Source organism: Labrys wisconsinensis (genome assembly GCF_030814995.1).
GTDB classification, from domain to species: domain Bacteria; phylum Pseudomonadota; class Alphaproteobacteria; order Rhizobiales; family Labraceae; genus Labrys; species Labrys wisconsinensis.
The window spans coordinates 553,508-573,227 of sequence record NZ_JAUSVX010000001.1; the positions used below are offsets into that span (position 1 = coordinate 553,508).

The window sequence follows — 19,720 nt, forward strand, 5'->3', positions numbered from 1 at the left end:
CGCCCCGCGAGGGCGCGGAGCCTGCATCTCCAGGGATAGCCGGAATGCCCCCTTGGGGAAGAGGGCGACTTGTCGCGGTTCAGCCGAGTCCGGCGCTCCGAAGCGTATTATAGGCCTGGATGATCCCGCGCAATTTATCTTCGCTCGACCGGTCGCCGCCATTGGCGTCGGGATGGAGCCGCTTGACCAATGTCTTGTAGCGCGCCTTGACCTCGGCGGCCGGCGCATGCTCGGGCATGTCGAGCGTCTCGTAGGCACGGCGCTCCATCAGGCTGAGCCGCCGGCGCTCGGGCTGCGGCGCCGGCCGCGCCCGCCGGGCCCGGCCCGGCCCGAACATGCCGAGCAGGTCCTCGGCATCGGCGCCCTGCTCATAGGCCGGATATTCCGCCCCGCGCTTTTGCGCCGCCGGATTGACGCCCATCGTCCAGGTCGGCCGATGCCCGGTCGAGGCGTCGCGCTGATAGGCATAGACGGCCTCGTCGGCCATGCCGGCGAAGTAATTGTAGGTCTGGTTGTACTCGCGGACATGGTCCAGGCAGAACCGCCAGAACTCGCCCTCCCGGCCCCGGCCCTTCGGAGCGCGGAACTCGCCCGCCGCGCGGCAGCCGGCACGCTCGCAGGGCGAATGAGCCGGCTCGCTCTTCACCTCCACGCGCTCCGCGCGGGGGCGCACCCGGATACGGTCGAAGAAGGGCGAGTTCAGATCCATCATCGCCACACTATGGGATCGCGGCCGGCATCCGGCAAGCGCGCTGTGCCGGATGCCGCGACGGCATGGCGCCGCCACGAGTCCGAAGGACTGCGCGGGAAGAAAGAGGCCGCCCGGAGGCGGCCCAAGTCTAGGGAGGAAACGCCCAAGGAGGGCTGCCAGGGGAGGCCGAATGCCGTCCCCTCGCACCGCACAAATGCGCCTTTCGGCTCGTTTTTTCAAGGGATCGACTCCGAATCTCGCAAAAAGCCGGCTCATAGCCGGCCGATGTGTCTTTGCGGCCACAAACCCCCGGCCGACCATGCTGCGCTGCGGCCCACCCCTGCCGGGGCGCGCGGCCGCCTCATGCGGCCGCACGGGCCGCGAGGCCGTCGAGCAGGGCGGCGATGCGGTCGTGGAAGGCCGGGGCGAGCACGATGTCGAGATGATCGGTCGCCGGCACGACCTCGACGGCGACGCCCGCGGCGAGCCCACGCCAGTCGAGGATCGGCCGGCCCTCGGCCCGCGAGCGCTCCGCCTCGAAGGAGCGAACCATCACCGCCTGCGGCGCCAGGGCCAGGCGGCGCATCTGCAGGGCATGATCGACCAGCGTGAACAGCATGCGCTCGCGGCTGCCGACCGAGGGCCCGTCGACCGGCAGGGGCTGCGGCTCGGCTGCCATGAAGCGCAGGAAGCCGTCCGCCGCCTCGCCGTCCATGCCGGCGCGCAGGTCCTGCCAGTGCCGCCGCATCGGCGAGCCCGCGAGCCAGGCGTCGACCGGCGCCAGCCATTGCCGCCGCAGCGCCTCCGTCGGCGGCGGCGCGCTGCCGGGCGCGAACGGCGCCTCGAGGCCGCAGGCGTCGGCCATCGCCACCGCGTGCACCGGCACGTGGCCGGCGAGGTGCCGGGCCGTCTCGAAGGCGAGGACGCCGCCCCAGGACCAGCCGAGCAGCACGCAGCCCTGCGGGCCGGCTTCGCGGCGCACGGCCGCGGCATAGGCCCGCGCCAGGTCGGCGACGTCGGGCAGCCGCTCGACCCCGTGCGCCAGCGAGGCGCAGGCGAAGCCGAAGGCCGGCTGGTCCGGCCCGAGCCGGCGCAGCAGCGGCTCGTATTCGCGCAGGCTGACCAGCAGCCCGGGGAACAGCACCAGCGCCGGCCGGCCCCGCCCCTCGGCGAGGCGGATCACCCGAGCCGGCCCGTCCCCGTCCTCGGGCCGGCGGCCGCGGTCGATGCGGGCGGCGAGATCGGCGACGGTCGGATTGCCGAGCAGGTCGGCGATGCCGAGCCCGCCGCCTGGGAAAGCGAGGTGCAGCCGCGCCAGCAGGCGCAGGCCCGAGAGCGAATCGCCGCCGAGCTCGAGGAAGGGCCGGTCGATGCCGACCTCGGGCAGGCCCAGCATCTCGGCCCAGAGCGCCGCGATCCGGCGCTGCGTCGCCGTCCGGGGCTTGCGGCCCGGTGCGGCGGCCGGCTCCGGCAGCGCGGCGCGGTCGACCTTGCCGGTCGGCCCGAGCGGCAGGCGGTCGAGCACGACGATGCGGGCGGGCACCAGCGGCGCCGGCAGCAGCGCCGCCAGCCCGGCGCGCAGCCGGCCCGGCTCGGGCGTGCGGCCGGGCGCCGGGGTGACATAGCCGAGAAGGCCCGGGCCGGCAGGGCCCTCGCGCTTCACCACCACGGCCTCGCGCACCGTGGCCTGCTCGCGCAGCCGCGCCTCGATCTCGCCGAGCTCGATGCGGAAGCCGCGGATCTTCACCTGCCCGTCCTCGCGCCCGACATAGGCGAGGCTCCCGTCCGCCCGACGCCGGACCATGTCGCCGGTGCGGTACATGCGCTCGCCGCGCTCGGCGAACGGATCGGGCAGGAAACGCTCGGCGGTGAGGCCCGGCCGGTTGAGATAGCCGCGGGCGAGCCCGGAGCCGCCGAGCCAGAGCTCGCCGGTCTCCCCATCCGCCACGGGCTGCAGGTCCGGGCCGAGGACATGGGCGACGCGCTCGCCCACCGGGCTGCCGATCGGCGCGTAGGGCTCGGGAAAGCGCGCCGTCGGCGCCACCTTCCAGACCATCGGCGAGATCACCGCCTCGGTCGGTCCGTAGCCGTTGATCAGGATGCGCGGGCGCAGCGCCCGGCCGATGCGCTCGAAGGTCGCACGGGCCATTGCCTCGCCGCCGAAGGAATAGCACTGGACCGCTGGCACCTCGCCCATCGCCTCGCCCCAGGCGGCGAGCTCGGCCATGTAGCTGGTGGGAAAGCCGGCATGGGTGACGCCTGCCCGGCGGATCGCCGCCAACGTCTCCGCCGGCGTCCACAGCGCGTCACCGCGCAGCACGATCGCACCACCGGCGGCGAGCGGCACCATCCAGCGCTCGTGCGCGCCGTCGAAGGCGAAGGACAGGAAATGCAGCTCGCGCGAGGCAGCGTCCATCTCGTAGGCGACCGCCGTCGTCGCCACGTGCATGGCGAGCGGGCCATGCTCGACGGCGACGCCCTTGGGCCGCCCCGTCGAGCCCGAGGTGTAGATGACATAGGCGAGACTCCCCGGGTCGAGGGGCGGCGCCGGCTGCGCGCCGCCTTCGCCGAGCTCGCCGGGCTCGCCGGGCTCGCCGAGATCGCCGAGATCGCCGACGTCGAGGACGGCGAGGCCCGCCGGGTCGGGCAGCATGCCGGCATGGCCGGCATCGGTCAGCAGCACCCGGGCGCCGGAATCGGCGAGCTGATAGGCGAGGCGCTCCTTGGGATGCGACGGGTCGAGCGGCAGGAAGGCCGCCCCGGCACGCATCACGCCGAGATAGGCCGCGACCGCGTGCGGACTGCGGCCGAGCGCCACGGCGACGACCGCCTCCGGCCCGGCGCCGGCCCGCCGCGCCGCCGCCGCGACGGCGCCCGCCATGGCGTCGAGCGCGCCGCGGCTGACCACCTGCTCGCCGAACAGGATCGCCGGGTGGCCGGGATCCCTGGCGGCCAGGGCGGCGAGGCGCTCCGGCACGGTCGGCAGCTGCGTCGCCAGCAGGCCCGCCGGGCGCATGTCGGTCCAGGCCTCCTCCACGAAGGCGATCGCCTCGGCGCGGTCGCCGGCCGGACGCGCCTGGCGCCAGCCGCCGGGCACCGGCCTGCCGGCCGGCCAGAGCGCATGTCGTCCCAGGCCGTCGACCACGACCGCGACCATGTCGGCATCCGCTCCCATCCGCATCGACCGGCTCTCCTCTGCATCCGCAGGGATGACGAATGGACGCAGTGCCGGTTCAGGCCCGGCGGCTCTCGCCGACGCGGCGGCACCGGCGCCTGAACCGCCGGCCGGTCCGATCGTCAATCCCAGGAGAGCCGATATCCCCCCGCCCGATATCCCCCCAATCGAGGACGAACCGCCATGACCGTCTCCACGCTGCTTCCGCCGGGCCGGCCGGCCGGCTCCCCGGGCTTCGCCGGCCTCTCCGCCACCGAGGCCCGGTTCGAGGTCGTCACCATCGCCGACGGCATCGTCGAGGCGAGGCTCAGGGCCGCGGACCTCGATCCGCCGGTCCTGGGCGAGGCCGCCATCGCCTTCGTCGAGGGCCTGACCGCGCAGGACGCGGCGATCGAGGCGGTCCGCGTCCGCGCCGAGCCGGAGGCGGCCCTCGACGTCCTGGTCGAGCGGGTCGCGGGCCGGTCGATCGCCGGCCGGCCGGATGCGGTCGACCTCCTGCCGGACCTCGTCTGGCAGCTCCCCGGCCGCTGGCTCGCCGGCGAGGGCCGCCCCTATCCCGAGCTGCGCACCGTCACCGCCGGCCGCGGCCATCCGCTGCGTCCGCCCAAGCCCCGCGGCACCGTCTATCGCCGCGCCATCCCCTGGCTCGGCGCCGAGCTGACGTTCCGCGCCGCCGGCGAGGCCGGCGATGCCGCCCTGCTCAACGCCTGGATGAACCAGCCGCGCGTCGCCGCGATCTGGGACGAGGCCGGGCCGGTCGAGCACCACCGCGCCTATCTCGACGGCCTCATCGCCGATCCGCACATCCTGCCGCTGATCGGGCTCCTCGACGGCCGGCCGTTCGGCTGGTTCGAGGTCTACTACGCCGTGGAGAACCGCCTCGGCGCGCTCTATGCGGCGGCGGACTGGGATCGCGGCTGGCACGTCGCCATCGGCGACGAGGACTGCCGCGGCGCCGCCCATGTCTCGGCCTGGCTGCCCTCGCTGATGCACTTCCTGTTCCTCGACGAGCCGCACACCCGGCGCATCGTCGGCGAGCCCCGGGCCGACCATCGCCAGCAGCTGCGCAATCTCGAGCGCTCGGGCTTCGCCGCCGTCGGCACCGTCGACTTCCCCCACAAGCGGGCGGCGCTGGTGATGCTGACGCGCGAGCGCTTCTTCCGTGACCACCTCTGGGCGCCGGGCGCGGCGGAGGCCTCCCTGGCCGGCACGCCCCGCGCCCGCTGACCTCAGCAAGGACAGCCCCGATGATCGGCCCCTCCCGTCACGACATTCTCGGCATCGGCTTCGGCCCCTCCAACCTGGCGCTGGCGATCGCCCTGGAGGAGGCCGGCCGCCCCCTGCGCGCGCTCTTCCTCGAGCGCCAGGAGCGCTTCGCCTGGCATGGCGACATGCTGCTGCCGGGCACCGACATGCAGATCGCCTTCGTCAAGGACCTGGCGACGCTGCGCGATCCGACCAGCCGGTTCAGCTTCCTGAACTACCTGCACGCGAAGGGCCGGCTGACCGCCTTCCTCAACTTGCGGACCTTCAATCCGAGCCGCGTCGAGTTCAACGACTACCTCGCCTGGGCGGCGGAGCGTCTCGCCGACCGCGTCAGCTACGGCGAGACCGTCGAGGCGGTGGAGCCGATGGTCCGGGACGGCCGGATCAGCGCCTTCCAGGTGGTGTCGCGCCTCGGCGATGCCGGCCGGCGCGTGCGCAGCGCCCGCCACCTCGTGGTCGCCACCGGCGGCCGGCCGCATGTCCCGGCGCCCTTCGCCTTCATCGGCGACCGGCGCCTCCTGCACGCCTCGCGCTATCTCGGCGGCATCGACGCCGCCCTCGGCGGCGTCACGGCGCCGCGCATCGCCGTGATCGGCGGCGGCCAGAGCGCGGCGGAGATCGCGGTGGATGCCGGCGAACGCTTCCCGCAGGCGCGGGTCGACCTCGTCATCCGCGGCCATGCCCTGCGCCCCTCCGACGACAGCGCCTTCGCCAACGAGATCTTCGATCCCGAAACCGTCGACCTCGTCCACGGCCTCGACCGCCAGCGCCGTGCCGATCTGCTCGGCCAGTTCCGCAACACCAACTATGCCGTGGTCGACGCCGACCTGATCGCCCGCTTCCACGCCATCCTCTACGACGAGCGGGTGCGGAGCGTCAGGCGCCATCGCCTGGTGCGGGACACCGAGACGATGGCGGCCGCCGCCCTCGGCGACGCCATCGTCCTGCGCCTGCGCGACCGCCTCGGCGGCACCGTCGAGGAAGCGCGCTACGACGCCGTGGTGCTGGCCACCGGCTATGACCGCAGCGGCCTGCCCGATCTTCTCGAGCCGCTGCGGCCGCATCTCCTCACCGGGGAGCTCGACCGCAGCTACCGCCTGCGGCTGCGCGCCGCCGACGCCACCGTCCATGTCCAGGGCTGGTCGGAGGCGACCCACGGTCTCGCCGACACGCTGCTCTCGCTGGTCGCGGTGCGGGCGGGCGAGATCGCCGCCGCCATCGCGGCCTTCGAGGCCGCGGCCGAGCGACCGCCGGCCCGAGCCGTCGGCGCATGAGCGCGCTCGCCGAGTCCGCGGCGGCGGAGCTTGGAGATCCGCGCCTGCCGCGCCTCGTGCTGCGTCTGGCCGGCCCGGCGGTCGTCGGCATCTCGGCCCATTCGCTGCAGATGGTGGCGAATGCGCTGTTCGTCGCCGGGCTCGGCCCGGCGGCCGTGGCCTCGGTGGCGCTGGTGCAGTCGATGACTCTCGCCGTCGCGGCGCTGGGCTACGGCATCGGCATCGGCACCGCTTCGGTCGTCTCGCGCGCGCTCGGGCGCGGCGACGGCCGGGCGGCCGGCGAGGCGGCGGCGCTCGGCCTCGCCCTGACCCTGCCGGCCGGCGCGCTGGCGCTGGCGCTGCTCCTGCCGGACGTCGAGGCGGCGTTGCGCCTGTTCGGCGCCCCGGCTTCCGTGGTCGCAACCGCCCGCGCCTATGCGCCGCTCGCCGTGATCGCCACCGCCGTCATGCTGGTCCATATCGTCGGCGGCTTCATCGCCCGCGCCGAGGCGAGCGCCCGCTTCTCCATGACGGTGATGGTCGGCGCCTTCGGCCTCAACATCCTGCTCGACGCGCTCTTCATCCTCGGCTGGGGCTGGGGCATCGAGGGCGCCGGCTGGGCCACGCTGGTGAGCCAGGCGGCCGCGGCGGCAGCCTATGCGCTGTATTTCCGGACGGGATCCGGCCTGCGCCTGCGGCTCTGCCTGCGGCGGGCCGCCGGCATCGTCCGGGAGATCCTGGCCGTGGGCGCCTCGGCCAGCGCGGCCGCCCTGCTCGCCGCACTCTCCCTCGTGCTGCTGATCCGGGCGGCGGCGGCCGAGGGCGAAGCGGCCGTGGCCGCCCTGGGCCTGGCCCTGCGCATCCTCGATTTCGGCATGCTGCCGGTGCTCGGCCTATGCAGCGGCGCGGAAGCCGTCCTCGGCTTCGCCCACGGCGCGGGCGACCGCGCCCGCCTCGACCGGGCCCTGCGCCTGGTCCTCGCCATGGCGGCCGCCTATGCCCTGGCCTGGTCGACGGTGGCGATCCTGTGCGCCCGCCAGTTGCTCGCTCCGCTCGCGCCCGACGCGGCGACGCTCGCCCTCGCCGTCCGCGCCTCGAACGCCATCGAGACCGCCTTCCCGCTCTGGGCAGTCGCCGCGGTGGTGCTGACGCGGTTCCAGGCCACCGGCGCCGCACACCGCGCGGCTGCCCTGTCCTTCGCGCCGCAGGGCTGCGCGCTGCCGGCGCTGCTCCTGGCGCTGGTGCCGGCCTGGGGCTTCGAAGGTGTCGTCGCCAGCCGCGCCCTGGCGGACGCGGCGGCCTGCCTCCTCGCTCTCCTGCTGCTCGCCGCCGGCCGCCGTCGCGACGCCTGAGGCCGGACGCACCGACGGCTCCAGGGCCCGGCGGCACTGGTCGTGGCCGCGGCGGATGAAATCGCAGACCAGCGCCCGCGAAACGCCCATGGCCCGGGCAATGTCCTTCTGGGCGACGCCGTCGAGCCGGTGCAGCCGGAAGGCGTCGCGGACCCGGTCCGGCAGGTCCCGCAGCGCCCGTTCGACCAGGCAGAGCGCCTGGCATCCCTCCAGCCGGGCCGCCGGACAGGCACCGGCAGCTTCCCGACAAGGCGTGTCCGCATCCGCGGCGAAGAGCCGGGCCTCGAAGGCGATCCGGCGGGCGCGGTCGACCGCGATGTTGCGCACGGTGCGCACGACATAGCCCTCGGCGGAGTTGATCTCGGCCGGCGCCCTGCCGTCGAGGAGGCGGAGCATGGCGTCCTGCACCACGTCCTCGGCCAGGGCGCCGCACCCGACCTGCCGCCGGGCCAAGGCCACCAGGGCAGGCCGCATCGCCTGCGCCGCCGCCAAGAGCTTGTCTGTCCGCAGTTTGTCTGTCTGCACGTCGGATCCGATCCGCTGGTCGAAAGCGGCATGGACATGGCCTCTCCAACGGCAATCCGCAAGTATTTTTCAAAATATACATGAAGATTGGAATTGTTATTGCTTGCACGCAAACTATTAACTTATGATATTTAAATATAATTTTGCAACCAGTGCCTATATTCAACATTCTCAAAACTGAACACCTTGAAACGCGACGTGAGTGGCCGGGGAGAGCCGTCTGCCGGGTGCACGCAGGGAAAAGACGTATAGTGCGGCCCGGCCCCCGCCCTGCCGTCGATGTCTGTCCAGGGTCGGAACACAAACCCCTGCAGGGGTCTGGAGGGTCGTGGCAATTTCGAGGATCACCGTTCCGTATCTTGCCCACGGCAAAAGCATAGCTGCGGATCGTCCACCGGCGTTGCCGATTTGCATCATCCCGGCCGGCAACATAGTCTGCGCGGTCATCCGGAACTTGTCGGATATTGCATTGCGGTAGCCGATCCCGATATCCCCGGCGACCTCCGCCCGTGCGCCCGGCGCGCGGGCGTGCCGTGACGCGTCGTGAAGGAGTATTGCAATGACTGTCCGCATCAGCCGCGCCTCCGCCCGCCTTCATGCCGCTGCGCTCGCCGCCCTCCTCGCCACGACCGTGGGCGCCGGCGCCCAGATGGGCCCGCTGCCGGTCACCGTCGCCAAGCCGGTCAGCCGCAAGGTGACCGAGACGGCCGACTTCACCGGCCGCTTCCAGGCCTGGCCCTCGGTGCAGATCACCTCGCGCGTCACCGGCTACCTCGACAAGGCGACTTTCGTCGAAGGCGCCCTGGTCAAGGAGGGCGATGTCCTCTTCACCATCGATCCGCGTCCGTTCCAGGCGGCGGTCGACCAGGCGACGGCGCAGGTCAAGGTGGCGCAGACCAGGCTCGACCTCGCCCGCACCAACCTGGCGCGCTCGGAGGAGCTCAAGCGCACCGGCAACGTCACCGACGCGACGCTGCAGTCCAACCAGCAGGCCTTCCTCGAGGGCCAGGCCTCGATCGAGGCAGCCAACGCCGCCCTGGCGAGCGCCAGGCTCGACCTCGAATTCTCGCAGATCAGGGCGCCGATCACCGGCAAGATCGGCCGCAAGCTGGTCTCGCCGGGCAACCTGGTCATCGCCAACAGCACCAGCCCGCTCACCACCATCGTCGCGGTCGATCCGATCCGGTTCTATTTCGACATCGACGAGGCGAGCTACCTCGCCTATATGCGCGCCAACCAGAACCGGGCGAACGGCGAGGAGGCCTCCTTCGCCCGCCTCGCCCTGCCCGACGAGAAGACCTTCTCGCATACCGGCAAGCTCGACTATATCGATCCGCAGGTCGACAACGCCACCGGCACGGTGACCGCCCGCGCCGAGGTTCCCAACACGGACGGCTTCCTGACCCCCGGCCTGTTCGGCCGGGTGCGCATCAACATCACGCCGAGCTACGAGGCGCTGGTGGTGCCGGACGTCGCGGTCGGCAGCTCGGACCAGGGCAACTATGTCCTCACCGCCGGCGCGGACGGCACGATCGCCGTCAAGCCCGTGGTGACCGGCCCGAAATTCGGCACGTTCCGCGTGATCAAGCGGGGCCTCGCCGCCAGCGACGACGTCGTCATCAACGGCCTGATGCGGGCCGCGCCCGGCGGCAAGGCCGTTCCGGAGCGCACCGAGCTGAAGGTGCCGGAGGACCTGGCCGCGGCCATGGCCCCGGCCCCCGCCGTGGTCCAGTGAGGGAGCGCCGTCCGTGAAGTTCTCGCATTTCTTCGTCGACCGGCCGATCTTTGCGGCCGTCGTCTCGATCTTCGTCGTCGTGGTCGGCCTCGTCACCCTGGTGCAGCTGCCGGTGGCGCAATATCCCTCGATCGCCCCGCCGACGGTGCGCGTCCAGGCCTACTATCCCGGCGCCAACGCCGAGACCATCGCCGAGACCGTGGCGACGCCGCTCGAGCAGCAGATCAACGGCGTCGAGGGCATGATCTACCAGACCTCGCAGGCCACCAATGACGGCTCGCTGACCATCACCGTCACCTTCGAGACCGGCACCAACCTCGACATCGCCCAGGTGCAGGTGCAGAACCGCGTCGCCGCGGCCGAGCCGCGCCTGCCCGCCGACGTGCGGGCGCTCGGCGTCACCGTCAACAAGGCGGCCTCCGACTTCCTGCTGATCGTCAGCCTGTTCTCGCCCGACGGGTCGCAGAGCGACTACGACATGTCCAACTTCGCGCTGGTCAACATCAAGGACGTGATCAGCCGTGTCTACGGCGTCGGCGACACCTTCATGTTCGGCGTGCGCGAGCCCTCCCTGCGCGTCTGGCTCGATCCGGACCGGCTGGCGGCCTTCGGGCTGACGGCGGGCGACATCGTCGCCGCTCTGCAGGAGCAGAACGTGCAGGTCTCCGGCGGCACGCTCGGCGCGGCGCCGACCCCGAGCGGCCAGTCCTTCGAAGTGACGATCACCACCCAGGGCCGCTTCCAGGACGCCGAGCAGTTCAGGGACGTCATCGTCAAGTCGACGGCGGACGGGCGCGTGCTGCACCTGCGCGACATCGCGCGGGTGGAGATCGGCGCCCGCGCCTACGGCTCCAACCTCTATCTCGACGGCGCTCCCAGCGTCGGCATCGCCGTGCAGCAGCGCCCGGGCTCCAACGCCCTGACCGCGGCCGAGGCGGTGAAGGCGACGATGGAGCAGATCAAGACGACCTTCCCCAAGGGCCTCGACTATTCCATCGTCTACAACCCGACCGAGTTCGTGCAGGCCTCGATCACCTCGGTGCAGGAAACCTTCATCGAGGCCATCGTCCTCGTCGTCCTGGTGATCATCGTCTTCCTGCAGTCGATCCGGGCGGCGATCATCCCGGTGCTCGCCATCCCGGTCTCGCTCGTCGGCACCTTCTTCATCATGGGTGCCTTCGGCTATTCCGTGAACATGCTGACGCTGTTCGGCCTGATCCTGGCGATCGGCATCGTGGTCGACGACGCCATCATCGTGGTCGAGAACGTCGAGCGCAACATGCGCGAGGGCATGACCCCGCGCGAGGCGGCGCACCGCACCATGGACGAGGTCGGCACCGCCCTCATCGCCATCGCCCTGGTGCTCTGCGCCGTGTTCGTGCCGACCGCCTTCATCCCCGGCATTTCCGGCCAGTTCTACCAGCAGTTCGCCGTCACCATCGCCGCGGCGACGGTGATCTCGGCCTTCAACTCGCTGACGCTCTCCCCGGCGCTGGCGGCGCTGCTGCTCAAGCCCCACAACACCGGCCGCCACCGCAAGGGCATCGGCGAGCGGCTGGCCGACCTGTTCAACCGCGGCTTCGACCGCATGTCGAACGGCTATGCCGGCACGGTCGGCTTCGTCACCGGCCACCGCATCCTGTTCCTGCTGATCTATTGCGGCCTCGGCTATGCCACCTACGCGGTCTTCAACCGGGTGCCGACCGGCTTCATCCCGCCGACCGACCAGGGCTATGCCATCGTCGCGGCGCAGCTGCCGGACGGCGCCTCGCTGGAGCGCACCGACGCCACGGTGAAGAAGGCGCTCGACATCATCAAGGACGTGCCGGGCGTCGGCCACACCATCGGCGTCGCCGGCTTCTCCGGCGCCACCTTCACCGCCGCCTCCAACGCCGCCGCCATCTTCGTGCCGCTGCGCCCCTTCGACGAGCGCATCGCCAAGGGAGAAACGGCGGATTCGATCGTCGCCGAGATCCAGAAGCGCCTGTTCGCCATCCAGGACGGCTTCATCATCGTCATCAAGCCGCCCTCGATCCAGGGCCTCGGCCAGGGCGGCGGCTTCAAGATGATGGTGCAGGACCGGGGCAATATCGGCCTGCGCGAGCTGGAGAAGCGGACCCAGGCGCTGATCGCCAAGGCGAACCAGACGCCGGGGCTGATCGGCGTGTTCACCACCTTCTCCACCCGCTCGCCGCAGCTCTATGTCGATATCGACCGCACCAAGGCGCGCATGCTCGGCGTGCCCGTCGGCAACATCTTCCAGGCGCTGCAGGTCTATGTCGGCTCGGCCTATGTCAACGACTTCTCCTATCTCGGCCGCTCGTACCAGGTAAACGCCCAGGCGGACGGCCTCTTCCGCGTCGACACGGACGACCTCAGCAAGATCAAGGTCCGCTCCAGCGCCGGCGCCCTGGTGCCGCTCGGCACCGTGGTGTCCTTCCGCAACACCACCGGCCCGACGGCGGTGACGCGCTACAACATCTATCCCGCCATCACGGTACAGGGGTCGACCCTGCCGGGCGTGTCCTCGACCATCGCTCTCGACCTGATGGAGAAGATCGCGGCCGAGACGCTGGGCCAGGGCGCCGGCTTCGAATGGACGGACCTGTCCTACCAGGAGCGCCATGTCGGCAACACGGCCCAGTACGTCTTCGCCATCGCCGTGCTGTTCGTCTTCCTGTTCCTGGCGGCGCAATACGAGAGCTGGAGCCTGCCGCTCGCCATCATCCTGATCGTGCCGCTGGCGATCCTGGCGGCGCTCGGCGGCGTGATGTTCCGCGGTATGGACAACAACATCCTGACGCAGATCTCCTTCGTCGTGCTGATCGGCCTCGCGGCCAAGAACGCCATCCTGATCGTCGAGTTCGCGCGCCAGCGCGAGGACCATGGCGACACGCCGGTGCAGGCCGTGGTCGAGGCCTGCCGGCTGCGCCTGCGCCCGATCCTGATGACCTCCTTCGCCTTCATCCTCGGCGTGGTGCCGCTGGCCATCGCCACCGGCCCGGGCTCGGAGCTGCGGCAGGCCATCGGCACGGCGGTCGCCTTCGGCATGACCGGCGTCACCGTCCTCGGCCTGTTCCTGACGCCGGTGTTCTACGTCGTCATCCGCGCCGTCATGCGCCGCCTGTTCCGCGAGCAGAAGCGCGAGGCGCTGCGGCCGGAGACGCTGAGCGAGCCGCCGGGGGTCTGATCCCGGCCGGCGGCCGTGCCGATCCGGCCGCGCCGTCCGGACGAGGCGCGCCTGCGCTGACGGCGCGCCAAGGCGCATTCGGGCTACGATGCCGCGGTCCTGCGCCACGGATGTCTCTGCGGGCCGGTCTGGGTGCTGCTCGCGGACCGGCGCCGCCCCCTGCGCCGCCGGCTTCCACGCCCGCATGCGCGCGCTGAACCGGCGAGGCACCCTCGGCGGTCATGCCGGAGCGGCGCCTGTCGCCGTTCGCCTTCGTCTGAAGCGAGCCGGGCAGGCCCTCAGACGATCTGCCCGTGGCAGTGCTTGTATTTCTTGCCCGAGCCGCAAGGGCAGGCCTCGTTGCGGCCGACCCGGCCCCAGGTCGAGGGGTCGTTCGGATTGCGCTGCGCCACCGGCGTGGCGGCCACGCCATAGGCCTGGCCGACGGCGACGCTCGAATCGGCGAATGAGGCCGAAGCGCCCGCCAGCTCGTCCTCGCCGGTGCTGGCGTCGACATGATGGGCGAACATGGCCGGAAGCGTCGGCTCCGGCGGCTCCTGCATGATCTCCACCCGCATCATCTGGCCGGTGACGGCCTCGCGCAGGCGGCCGGTCATCTCCTGGAACAGATTGAAGCCTTCCGCCTTGTACTCGACCAGCGGATCGCGCTGGCCGTAGCCGCGCAGGCCGATCACCTGGCGCAGGTGCTCCAGCGTGACGATATGCTCGCGCCACAGATGGTCCAGCGACTGCAGCAGCACCGCCTTCTCCACCTGGCGCATGATCTCCGGCGTGTAGCGGGCGACGCGGACCGCGGCGGATTCGTCCGCGGCCTTGAGGATGCGCGCCTTCAGCTCCTCGTCGGCGATGCCCTCCTCCTTGGCCCAGTCGACCACGGGCAGGTCGAGGTTGAGCACCGAAGTGACCGCTTTGTCGAGGCCGGGCGTGTCCCACTGCTCGGGATAGGCGTTCTCCGGCACATGCGCCGCGACCATGTCGTCGATCACCTGGTGGCGGAAATCGGTGATGGTGTCGGCGACCGAATCCTGCGCCATGAACTCGCGGCGCTGCTCGAAGATCACCTTGCGCTGATCGTTGAGCACGTTGTCGTATTTCAGGATGTTCTTGCGGATGTCGAAGTTGCGCGCCTCGACCTTCTGCTGCGCCTTCTCCAGCGCCCGGTTGATCCAGGAATGGACGATCGCCTCGCCCTCCTTGAGGCCGAGCTTCTGCAGCATGCCGTCCATGCGGTCGGAGCCGAAGATCCGCATCAGGTCGTCCTGCAGCGACAGGAAGAACTTGGAATGGCCCGGATCGCCCTGGCGGCCGGAGCGGCCGCGCAGCTGGTTGTCGATGCGGCGGCTCTCGTGGCGCTCGGTGCCGATGATGTAGAGCCCGCCCGCGGCCAGCGCCTTCTCCTTGAGGGCCGCGACCTGGGCGCGGATGCGGGCCTCGTGCGCCTCGCGCTCCGGCCCTTCCTCCGTCTGCGCCACCTCGACCTTGGCGCGCATGTCGGCGTTGCCGCCGAGCTGGATGTCGGTGCCGCGGCCGGCCATGTTGGTGGCGATGGTGATGGCGCCGGGCACGCCGGCCTGGCTGACGATGAAGGCTTCCTGCTCGTGGTAGCGGGCGTTCAGCACCGCGAACACCTTCTCCGTGGTGTTGCCATCATAGAGCCCGGCGAACGCGTTGGGGTCGGAGAAGTCGCGTTGCTTGTAGCCGTGCTTCTTCAGGAGCTCGGCCAGATGCTCGGACTTCTCGATCGAGGTGGTGCCGACCAGCAGCGGCTGGCCGCGCTGGCGGCATTCGTCGATCAGGGTGATGATCGCCGTGTTCTTCTCCGCCACCGTCCGGTAGACCTCGTCGTCGTCGTCGATGCGCTGGATGTTGCGGTTGGTCGGGATCTCCACGACATCGAGATTGTAGATGTCCATGAACTCGTTGGCCTCGGTGGCGGCCGTGCCGGTCATGCCCGCCAGCTTCTTGTAGAGGCGGAAATAGTTCTGGAAGGTGATCGAGGCCAGCGTCTGGTTCTCGGGCTGGATCTGGACCCGCTCCTTGGCCTCCAGCGCCTGGTGCAGGCCTTCCGAGTAGCGCCGGCCGGGCATCATGCGGCCGGTGAACTCGTCGATGATCACCACCTCGTTGTTGCGGACGATGTAGTCCTTGTCGCGGGTGAACAGCTTGTGGGCGCGCAGCGCCTGGTTGACGTGGTGGACGACGGTGACGTTGCCGGCGTCGTAGAGCCCGCCCTCCTTGATCAGGCCGGAGCCAGCCAGCATCTGCTCGACGCGCTCGTTGCCCTTCTCCGTCAGGTTGACGGTGCGCTGCTTCTCGTCGAGCTCGAAATCGTCCTTCTCGATCTGCGGCATGATCGCGTCGATCGTGACGTAGAGGTCCGAGCGGTCGTCGAGCGGGCCGGAGATGATCAGCGGCGTGCGCGCCTCGTCGATCAGGATGGAGTCGACCTCGTCGACGATGGCGAAGGCATGACCGCGCTGCACCATGGCGCGCATGTCGTACTTCATGTTGTCGCGCAGATAGTCGAAGCCGTACTCGTTGTTGGTGCCGTAGGTGATGTCGCAGGCATAGGCGTCGTGGCGCTGCTCGTCGTCGAGCCCGTGCACGATGGTGCCGGTGGTGAGGCCGAGGAAGCCGTAGATCCGGCCCATCCATTCCGCGTCGCGGCTGGCGAGGTAGTCGTTGACGGTGACGACGTGCACGCCCTTGCCGGCCAGGGCGTTGAGGTAGACCGCGAGAGTGGCCACCAGCGTCTTGCCTTCACCGGTCTTCATCTCGGCGATGCCGCCCTCGTGCAGCACCATGCCGCCGATCAGCTGCACGTCGAAGTGCCGCTGGCCGAGCACCCGCTTGGCCGCCTCGCGCACCGTGGCGAAGGCGGGAACCAGGATGTCGTCGAGCGTCTTGCCGCCCGCCAGCTCCTGGCGGAATGCCTGCGTGCGGGCCCGCAGCGCCTCGTCGGTGAGGGCCGCGACCTCCGGCTCCAGGGCGTTGATCGCCGCCACCCGCGGCTGGTACCCCTTGACGCGGCGGTCGTTGGAGGAACCGAAAAGCTTCTTGGCGAGCGTGCCGAACATCGGGGACCTTCGGGTCTACGCACCGGAGCGGCGCGAGGTTTGAGGGCGGCCCTTCCCCATCGCAACACGATGTGGCGCCAGAATGACGCGGCATCACCATGATGCGGGCGCATTCCGAGTGGATGAGGGGCGGGCCGGCCCGTGATAAGCGTACTGGCGGGCGCATCCGATGGGCGGCGCGCTCGACAGTCACATAAGTATCGGGGTCGGGGCTTGTCAATCGAGCGGGGATGTTGCCAATGTCCCCGCCGGCGGGAACGCCCGGGCCGGAAGAGGGCTCCGGCCCGGGCGTTCCCGCCAAGAGCCTGAACTTCGCGGAATTTCCGGGCCTTTCCGCCGCACGCGGCCCCGGGCGTGCCGCCGGGTCGGGCCGTGCGATGCGGCACACGTCCCCTCACTCCACCGTTCCAAAGGAAACGATCCCATGACTTCTTCGCGACGCGCGCGCCTTGCCGCCTCGATGCTGGGCGGCGCCGCGCTGCTGGCTCTGGCCACCCTGCCGGTCCTCGCCGAGGATGCGGCCAAGCCGCCGGCGGTCGTCAACGGCCAGCCGATCACCGAGAAGGACATCGCCATCGCGTCCGAGGATCTGGCCAGCGGCCTGCCGCAGCAGATGACGCCGGAGCAGAAGCGCGACTACCTCACCTCCTACTCCGTCGACATGGCGCTGGTCGCCGCCGAGGCGGAGAAGGAGAAGGTCGTCGACCAGGCCGATCTCGACCAGCGCCTCGCCTATTTCCGCAAGAAGATCCTGATGGAGCAGCTGCTCACCAAGGTCGGCAAGGACGCCGTCACCGACGAGGCCATGCGCAAGCTCTACGACGACACCGTCAAGACGATTCCGCCGGAGCAGGAGGCGCATGCCCGCCATATCCTGCTGGAGACGGAGGACGAGGCCAAGAAGGCCTATGACCGCGTCAAGGGCGGCGAGGACTTCTCCAAGGTCGCCAAGGAGCTCTCCAAGGACCCCGGCTCCTCCGACGGCGGCGACCTCGGCTGGTTCACCAAGGACCGCATGGTCAAGGAATTCGCCGATGCGGCCTTCGCGCTGAAGCCCGGCGAGATCTCCCAGCCGGTGAAGTCGCAGTTCGGCTGGCACGTCATCAAGCTGGAGGAGCTGCGCCAGAAGCCGGTGCCGAGCTTCGAGCAGGTCAAGCCCCAGATCGAGACCTATCTGCAGCGCAAGGCGCAGCAGGACCTGATCTTGAAGCTGCGCGGCACCGCCAAAATCGACAAGCCCGAGCCGCCGAAGCCGAGCGAGCCCGCTGCTCCGCCGGCCCCGGCCGCCCCGGCCCCGTCGGACGCGCCCAAGCCCTGAGGCCGGCGGCCGGCCGGATTTTGCCGGACGGCCTCATCTTTCCCATCCACGGCGCCCTGCCGGGATGCTATCGACGCGCGGCGGGTCCGGCGGCCCGTCGCGCGCTTTTGCCTGCGCGCCTCCCGAACGAGTGGACCGACCCATGGCGAAACCCGCGCCCCTCTCCCCTCTCGCGCCCGCCCGCTTTCCCGATCTGCCGCCGATCGCCGGCGTGCGGCTGGCCACGGCCGAGGCCGGCATCCGCTACAAGGGGCGCACGGACGTGCTCATGGCCCTGTTCGATCCGGGCACCACGGTGGCGGGCGTGTTCACCCGCTCCAAGTGCCCCTCCGCCCCGGTCGACTGGTGCCGCGCGGCCCTGAAGCACGGCACGGCGCGCACGCTGGTGGTCAATTCCGGCAACGCCAACGCCTTCACCGGCCTCAAGGGCCGCCAGGCCGTGGAGCTGACCGCGGAGATCGCGGCCAAGGCGGCCGGCTGCCGCCCCGAGGAGGTCTATCTCGCCTCGACCGGCGTGATCGGCGAGCCGCTGGACGCCAGCAAGTTCGCCGGGGTCCTCGACGAGACGGCCGGACGCGCGGCGCCGGGCGCCTTCGAGGCCGCCGCCCAGGCCATCATGACCACCGACACCTTCCCGAAAGGCGCCACGGCCTCGGTCGACCTCGGCGGCGTGCCGGTCACCATCGCGGGCATCGCCAAGGGTGCCGGCATGATCATGCCCGACATGGCGACCATGCTCTCCTTCGTCTTCACCGACGCCCCCATCGCCGCGCCGGTGCTGCAGGCGCTCCTGTCGAAGGGTGTCGTCGACAGCTTCAACGCGGTGACGGTCGACAGCGACACCTCCACCTCCGACACGCTGCTGCTGTTCGCCACCGGCAAGGCTGCGGCAGCGCCGATCACCGAGCTCGGCGATCCCCGGCTGAAGCCCTTCGCCAGGGCGCTCGACGCCGTCCTGCTCGACCTCGCCCAGCAGGTGGCGCGGGATGGCGAGGGCGCGCGCAAGTTCGTCACCGTCGCGGTGACGGGAGCCACCAGCAAGCGCGCCGCCCGCCGCGTCGCCATGTCGATCGCCAATTCGCCGCTGGTCAAGACCGCCATCGCCGGCGAGGACGCCAATTGGGGCCGTGTCGTCATGGCGGTCGGCAAGGCCGGCGAACGGGCCGAGCGCGACCGTCTGTCGATCTTCTTCGGCGACATCCGCGTGGCGGTCGAGGGGGCCCGCGACCCCGCCTATGACGAGGCGGCGACCTCGGCCTACATGAAGGGCCAGGAGATCTTGCTGCGCGTCGACCTCGGGCTCGGCCGGGCCAGGGACCGCGTCTTCACCTGCGACCTCACCAAGGAATACGTCGCCATCAACGGCGACTATCGCTCCTGAGCCCATCTCCCCGTCCCGGCGGGATGGCAGCGCGGCCGGCGACACGCTGTTCCCTCAAAATCGAGACAAAGCTGGGGAGAGATGTAAACATTTACCCCTTACCTCTGGAGATGGTCGCGTGAGTCATCGGCTCGTTCTCGTCGTCGCCTGCGCCCTCCTCGATGCGGACGGCCGTGTGCTGATCTCGCAGCGTCCCGAGGGCAAGGCGCTGGCGGGCCTCTGGGAATTCCCCGGCGGCAAGATCGAGCCCGGCGAGCGCCCCGAGGAGACGTTGATCCGTGAACTGAAGGAAGAGCTGGGAATCGAGGTCGAGGAAGCCTGTCTCGCGCCGCTGACCTTCGCGAGCCACGCCTATGACGACTTCGTGCTCCTGATGCCCCTGTGGGTGTGCCGCCGCTGGTCGGGCACGCCGGTGGGGCGGGAGGGGCAGGCTCTCAAATGGGTGTCGCCGAAGCGCCTGAGGGATTTTCCCATGCCGGCAGCCGATGAACCGCTCATTCCCGCGCTCATCGACCTTATCTGAAGGGATGCAAGCGGGAGACGGCGCCGTGAGGACAGGCAGGACGAAAGCAGCCGGGCGCATGCTCGCCGCCTTCGCGCGCGACCGAAGCGGCGGCGTGGCGATCGAATACGGGCTGGTCGCCGGCCTGATCTTCCTCGCCATCGTCGCGGCGGTGCACCTGCTCTCGCAGAACCTGATGGACAATTTCTGGAACAAGGTCTCCAACGCCGTGGCCAACTCGCCCGGCAGCTGAGA

General features: G+C 70.7%; 12 protein-coding genes and 1 pseudogene. 9 read left to right on the forward strand and 4 right to left on the reverse strand.

The window, feature by feature from the left end:
• Nucleotides 1-79: 79 nt before the first annotated feature.
• Nucleotides 80-712 (reverse strand): J domain-containing protein, encoded by a 633-nt coding sequence (locus QO011_RS02500; RefSeq protein WP_307267195.1) that lies wholly within the window; start codon nucleotides 710-712, stop codon nucleotides 80-82.
• 340 nt (nucleotides 713-1,052) lie between these two features.
• Complete coding sequence (locus QO011_RS02505) at nucleotides 1,053-3,872, reverse strand: MbtH family protein (RefSeq protein ID WP_307267198.1); 2,820 nt, start codon at nucleotides 3,870-3,872, stop codon at nucleotides 1,053-1,055.
• Nucleotides 3,873-4,049: 177 nt separating this feature from the next.
• Between QO011_RS02505 and QO011_RS02510 the strand changes: the two genes are divergently transcribed.
• Genes QO011_RS02510 through QO011_RS02520 form a run of 3 tightly spaced genes read left to right on the forward strand, consistent with a single transcriptional unit; the run spans nucleotide 4,050 to nucleotide 7,737 of the window.
• Nucleotides 4,050-5,093: a GNAT family N-acetyltransferase gene (locus tag QO011_RS02510; RefSeq protein ID WP_307267200.1), complete on the forward strand. Its 1,044-nt coding sequence runs from the start codon at nucleotides 4,050-4,052 to the stop codon at nucleotides 5,091-5,093.
• Nucleotides 5,094-5,113: 20 nt separating this feature from the next.
• On the forward strand, nucleotides 5,114-6,406 hold the full coding sequence (locus tag QO011_RS02515) for a lysine N(6)-hydroxylase/L-ornithine N(5)-oxygenase family protein (protein ID WP_307267203.1): 1,293 nt from the start codon (nucleotides 5,114-5,116) through the stop codon (nucleotides 6,404-6,406).
• A complete protein-coding gene (locus tag QO011_RS02520; protein ID WP_307267205.1) occupies nucleotides 6,403-7,737 on the forward strand; it encodes an MATE family efflux transporter in 1,335 nt (444 codons plus the stop codon). The genes QO011_RS02515 and QO011_RS02520 overlap by 4 nt, the downstream gene beginning before the upstream one ends.
• A gap of 81 nt (nucleotides 7,738-7,818) precedes the next feature.
• On the opposite strand, the pseudogene QO011_RS42500 reads toward QO011_RS02520, so the two are convergent.
• A pseudogene (locus QO011_RS42500) lies at nucleotides 7,819-8,211 on the reverse strand (sigma-70 family RNA polymerase sigma factor); the annotation flags it as partial.
• Between the two features lie 610 nt (nucleotides 8,212-8,821).
• Here QO011_RS42500 and QO011_RS02530 point away from each other — a divergent pair.
• Nucleotides 8,822-9,997 carry an efflux RND transporter periplasmic adaptor subunit gene (locus tag QO011_RS02530; protein ID WP_307267212.1) on the forward strand — a complete coding sequence of 392 codons (1,176 nt, stop codon included), beginning with the start codon at nucleotides 8,822-8,824 and terminating at the stop codon, nucleotides 9,995-9,997.
• A gap of 13 nt (nucleotides 9,998-10,010) precedes the next feature.
• Entirely contained in the window at nucleotides 10,011-13,187 is a 3,177-nt protein-coding gene (locus QO011_RS02535) for an efflux RND transporter permease subunit (protein ID WP_307267214.1), read from the forward strand.
• Nucleotides 13,188-13,465: 278 nt separating this feature from the next.
• On the opposite strand, the gene secA is transcribed toward QO011_RS02535, so the two are convergent.
• Nucleotides 13,466-16,264 carry a preprotein translocase subunit SecA gene (gene secA, locus QO011_RS02540; RefSeq protein WP_307267217.1) on the reverse strand — a complete coding sequence of 933 codons (2,799 nt, stop codon included), beginning with the start codon at nucleotides 16,262-16,264 and terminating at the stop codon, nucleotides 13,466-13,468.
• A gap of 424 nt (nucleotides 16,265-16,688) precedes the next feature.
• Between secA and QO011_RS02545 the strand changes: the two genes are divergently transcribed.
• From QO011_RS02545 to QO011_RS02560, 4 genes are all read left to right on the forward strand, one after another.
• Nucleotides 16,689-17,582 (forward strand): peptidylprolyl isomerase, encoded by an 894-nt coding sequence (locus QO011_RS02545; protein ID WP_307267219.1) that lies wholly within the window; start codon nucleotides 16,689-16,691, stop codon nucleotides 17,580-17,582.
• A 142-nt stretch (nucleotides 17,583-17,724) separates the two neighbouring features.
• Entirely contained in the window at nucleotides 17,725-18,963 is a 1,239-nt protein-coding gene (argJ, locus tag QO011_RS02550; protein ID WP_307267221.1) for a bifunctional glutamate N-acetyltransferase/amino-acid acetyltransferase ArgJ, read from the forward strand.
• Nucleotides 18,964-19,081: 118 nt separating this feature from the next.
• Nucleotides 19,082-19,486 carry a (deoxy)nucleoside triphosphate pyrophosphohydrolase gene (locus tag QO011_RS02555; protein WP_307267224.1) on the forward strand — a complete coding sequence of 135 codons (405 nt, stop codon included), beginning with the start codon at nucleotides 19,082-19,084 and terminating at the stop codon, nucleotides 19,484-19,486.
• 25 nt (nucleotides 19,487-19,511) lie between these two features.
• Complete coding sequence (locus tag QO011_RS02560; RefSeq protein WP_307267226.1) at nucleotides 19,512-19,718, forward strand: Flp family type IVb pilin; 207 nt, start codon at nucleotides 19,512-19,514, stop codon at nucleotides 19,716-19,718.
• Nucleotides 19,719-19,720 lie beyond the last annotated feature (2 nt).